The following is a 4,034-nucleotide window of genomic DNA, read 5'->3' on the forward strand; positions in this document are numbered from 1 at the left end:
GCGCCGAGCGGGGTCACACCCTGACCCTGCATCTGCCGGGCGCGCCGGTACCCGCGGGCGACCGGCTGCCCAGGCGGGACGAGACGACCGACACGCTGCGCCGCGAGCTGGAGGCGCTGCGTCTGATGGTCCTGCGGCCCGTGGGCGCGGACTCGGGCACCGGGCCGGCACAGGTGCGCAACCGGCTGCTGGGGTATCGCGAGGAGGAGAACCTGCCGCCCGCCTCGGACGCCGTGCAGGACGTGTTCCGGGGCATCGGTGAGGCCTCTCGGGCGGTGCTGGGGCTGCGGATCGCCGTGGACGGGCCACAGGACGAGTCCGAGGACACGCCCGCCACGACCCGCTCGCGCGAGGAGCTGGACGCGGAGGACGTTGCCATCGCGGGGAGCGAGGAGGCCGAGCGGGAGGACGCGGAGCGCACGGGCCTGCGGCGGCCGACCACGCGAGCGGCCGTGCAGGTCGCCGTCGGGTCCTCGCTGGCCATCATCGGCGGCGAGTTCCTGTCCAGCCAACGCTGGTACTGGGCGGTGCTGACCTGCTGGATCGTGTTCATCAACACCTCGTCCACCGGCGAGATCCTGGTCAAGGGCTACCGGCGGCTGCTGGGCACGGTCCTCGGTGTGGTGGCCGGTATCGGTCTCGCGGGGCTGGTCGGGCACCACACGTGGACGGCGTTCGCGCTGGTGCTGCTGTTCATCTTCGCGATGTTCTACACGGCACCGCTCTCCTACACCCTGATGTCCTTCTTCGTCACCGCGATGCTGGGCCTGCTCTACACGCTGCTGCACACCTACAGCGCGTCGGTGCTGCTGCTGCGGATCGAGGAGACGGCGCTCGGCGCGGCCTGCGGGGTGGTCGCGGCGGCGCTGGTGCTGCCGGTGCACACGGACCGCCGTACGAACGAACTCCTCGGTACCGTGCTGGTGCGGCTCACGGACGTCACCGAGGCCGCCGTCGACCAGCTCAGCGGCGGGCCGGCGGCCGAACTCCTCGACAAGGCACGGGACTTGGACCAGGCGCTGGCCGACCTGAGCGCCTCCACACAGCCGTTGACGCACCCGATCACGCCGTTGCGGGCGCGCCGGGACACCGCCCGGTATGTCGTCGCGCTCCTGGAGACCTGCGCCTATCACGCGCGGTATCTGGCGGCGACCGCCGAGCTGCTGCCCACGCATCCGTCGATAGCGGCCGATCCGCGACTGCGGGAGGCGGGGCGCCGGATCGTGCACAACATCGGGGTGATCGGCGCCCATGTCGCCGACGGGGACGCAGTGGGCCTGATCGAGACCGGGCCGAGCATCGCGTCCCTGCTGCGGCCCGGCACCCCCGGCACCCCGCGCTACGGCCGGGTCACCGACCGCGTGCTGCGGCATCTGCAGCGCCTGGACGAGGCCGTGGTCGGTCTGGCCCGGCCGCTCGGCGTGCCGATCGCCGCCCCGGCGCAATGAACCCCGCTCGCGGGGGTAGGCGAGAGGCATGACTGATGTCGTGGACTCGGACGAACTGTTGCGGCGCATCCAGCGGGCCCGGGCCTTCGCCGCCCAGGAGGCGCACACGTGGTCGGAACAGGGTGACCCGGTGCGGGAGGTGGCCTACGAGGCCGTTCTGCGGGTGCTGGACGAGATCGTGGCGCCCGGCCGGCATTCCGCGAAGTGAAACCGGTCACGCGACCGGTTCAGCTGGGTACGAAATGCCCATCGATGGTTTACGGTTCATTCATACGTGGTCACGGAGTCGACCGTACCGTCCTCCGCCGCCACCGCTTAACGGCCCTGGCTGGTCTCCCCCGTCCAGCCAGGGCTTTTTCATGCCCCGATTCCGTCCCCCGAGGTGCCCGGGACGGCGGCAGAGGCTGAAATGGGCGTAGGGAGAATTCCGGAACCGCTGCCGGCGAGGAGCCCCGTGCCATGACCAAAGCGATAAAACTGCTGACCGCCCTGCCCCAGACCCAGCGCGAACGGCTGATGGAACTCGCGCAGGAGGTCTCGTTCGCCGAGGACTCCAGGATCTTCGAGGCGGGCGGCACGGCCGACCGTTTCTGGGTGATCCGTTCCGGCGCGGTCTCGCTCGACCAGCGGGTGACACCCCAGCAGCGGGTCACCGTGGGCAGTCTCGGCGCGGGCGACCTGCTCGGCTGGTCGTGGCTGTTCCCGCCCTACCAGTGGGACTTCGGCGCGGAGGCGTTCAGTGCCGTGCGGGCCTACGAGTTCGACGCGGCGGCCGTTCTCGCGCTGTGCGTGGAGGATCCGCTGCTCGGGCTCTCCCTGGTCCGGATCGTCGCGGAGATCCTGGCGCACCGGCTGGAGCTGACCCGGGGCAAGCTGATGGAGCACTACACGCTCCATCGGCCGGTCTGAGGGCGCCCTCAGATGCGGTAGCGGCGCAGCGCCGGGACCGTGAAGGCCAGGGTCAGCATGATCACCACGACCAGGATGCCGCCGCCCGCGACGGCCGTGCGGGGGCCGAAGGCCGAGCCCGCCGTGCCGTGCAGGACGTCGGCGAGGCGGGGCCCGCCCGCCACCACGACGGTGAAGACGCCCTGCATACGGCCGCGCATCTCGTCCGTGGCGGCGGACAGCAGGATCGCCCCGCGGAACACCATGGAGACCATGTCGGCGACTCCGGCGGCGGCCAGGAAGACCACACCGATCCACAGGTTGCTGCTCAGCCCGAACCCGGTGATGGCCACGCCCCAGGCGACGACCGCGCCGATCACCATCCAGCCGTGCCGACGGGCCCGCGAGAACGTGCCGGAGAACAGTCCGCCGACCACCGCCCCGATCGGGATCGCCGCGAACAGCATGCCGAGCGCGAGGCCCTCGCCGTAGGGCGCGTAGGTCTGGGCGGCCAGCTGCGGGAACAGGGCGCGGGGCATGCCGAAGACCATCGCGATGATGTCGGCGAGGAAGGACAGCAACAGCACCCTGTGCAGCGAGATGTAGCGGAAGCCCGCGACGACCTCGCGCCAGCCCGCACGGCGCGGTGTGGCGGACTCCAGGGGCGGCAGCGAGGGCAGCTTGACGACCGCCCAGAGCGTGACGCACAGGGCCAGGGCGTCGATGAGATACAGCTCGGGCAGGCCGATGACCGGGATGAGGGCACCCGCGAGGAGTGGTCCGACGACCTGCCCTGTCTGCATCACGGTCGAGCCGAGGGCGTTGGCGGCGGCCAGCTGCTCCGCGGGAACCAGGCGGGCGATGGAGGCGTTGCGGGCAGGCGCGTTGAGGCCCCAGAACGCCTGCTGCATCGCGAGCAGCAGCATCAGCGCGGCCACCGATTCGAGGCCGGTGACGGCCTGCAGCCAGAACAGCACCGAGGTGACGGCTATGCCGCTGTTGGTGATCAGCAGCAGCTTGCGGCGGTCCATGCTGTCGGCGATCGCGCCGCCCCACAGCGCGAACACGATGAGCGGCAGCAGGCCGGCCATGCTGGCGGCGCCGACCCAGGCGGAGGAGCCGGTGATGTCGTAGATCTGCTTGGGTACGGCGACGGCGGTGAGCTGGCTGCCGACGGCCGTGATGATGGTCGAGGACCACAGGCGGCGGTAGGCGGGGATGCGCAGCGGGCGGGTGTCCATCGCCCAGCGGCGCCAGCCGCGCCGGGGTCCGGTCGCGGGTCCCGTGTCCTTCTCGGCCTCGGGTTCGGTGCCGCTGTCGGTGCTCTCGCTGGTGTCCACTGGCTTCCTGGTTGCTCGCTACATCTAATCGACCAGGGTTCACTATCGCAGCACCGGCTGTGGCTGCCGAATCCGCGATCTCACGTTCCGGCGACGAGAGTTGCGCCGAGGCCGATCATCGTCGCGGCGACCAGGCCGTCCAGGACCCGCCAGGCCGAGGGCTTGGCGAGGAAGCGGCTGAGCAGACGGGCGCCGAAGCCGAGCGCGGTGAACCAGCACACGCTGGCGCACACGGCGCCGAGTCCGAAGGTCCAGCGCAGCGGGCCGCGGTCGGCGGCGATCGAGCCGAGCAGGAAGACGGTGTCGAGGTAGACGTGCGGGTTGAGCCAGGTCATCGCGAGGCAGGCGAGGACGGCTC

Annotated in this window: 5 protein-coding genes; 3 read left to right on the top strand and 2 right to left on the bottom strand. The window is 71.2% G+C overall.

Features of this window, described 5'->3' with window-relative positions:
• The 3 genes from R6V09_RS47695 to R6V09_RS47705 form a co-directional block, all read left to right on the top strand.
• Positions 1–1,448 (top strand): FUSC family protein (locus R6V09_RS47695; protein WP_317887704.1); only part of this gene is annotated, 1,448 nt, incomplete at its 5' end.
• 28 nt (positions 1,449–1,476) lie between these two features.
• Entirely contained in the window at positions 1,477–1,656 is a 180-nt protein-coding gene (locus R6V09_RS47700; RefSeq protein ID WP_317887705.1) for a hypothetical protein, read from the top strand.
• A 251-nt stretch (positions 1,657–1,907) separates the two neighbouring features.
• A complete protein-coding gene (locus R6V09_RS47705; RefSeq protein WP_317887706.1) occupies positions 1,908–2,357 on the top strand; it encodes a cyclic nucleotide-binding domain-containing protein in 450 nt (149 codons plus the stop codon).
• Between the two features lie 8 nt (positions 2,358–2,365).
• Here the strand turns inward: R6V09_RS47705 and R6V09_RS47710 are convergent, their stop codons facing one another.
• Positions 2,366–3,676, bottom strand: coding sequence for an MFS transporter (locus R6V09_RS47710; RefSeq protein ID WP_317887707.1), 1,311 nt, complete (start codon positions 3,674–3,676; stop codon positions 2,366–2,368).
• An 80-nt stretch (positions 3,677–3,756) separates the two neighbouring features.
• The coding region (locus tag R6V09_RS47715; RefSeq protein ID WP_317887708.1) for a LysE/ArgO family amino acid transporter at positions 3,757–4,034 on the bottom strand (278 nt) is incomplete at its 5' end.

It is taken from the genome of Streptomyces sp. W16, assembly GCF_033194735.1.
Classification (GTDB): Bacteria; Actinomycetota; Actinomycetes; order Streptomycetales; family Streptomycetaceae; genus Streptomyces.

Excerpts from the sequence above, each read along its gene's own strand:
- R6V09_RS47700 (WP_317887705.1), top strand. The coding sequence starts at position 1,477 with ATGACTGATGTCGTGGACTCGGACGAACTGTTGCGGCGCATCCAGCGG.
- R6V09_RS47705 (WP_317887706.1), top strand. The coding sequence starts at position 1,908 with ATGACCAAAGCGATAAAACTGCTGACCGCCCTGCCCCAGACCCAGCGC.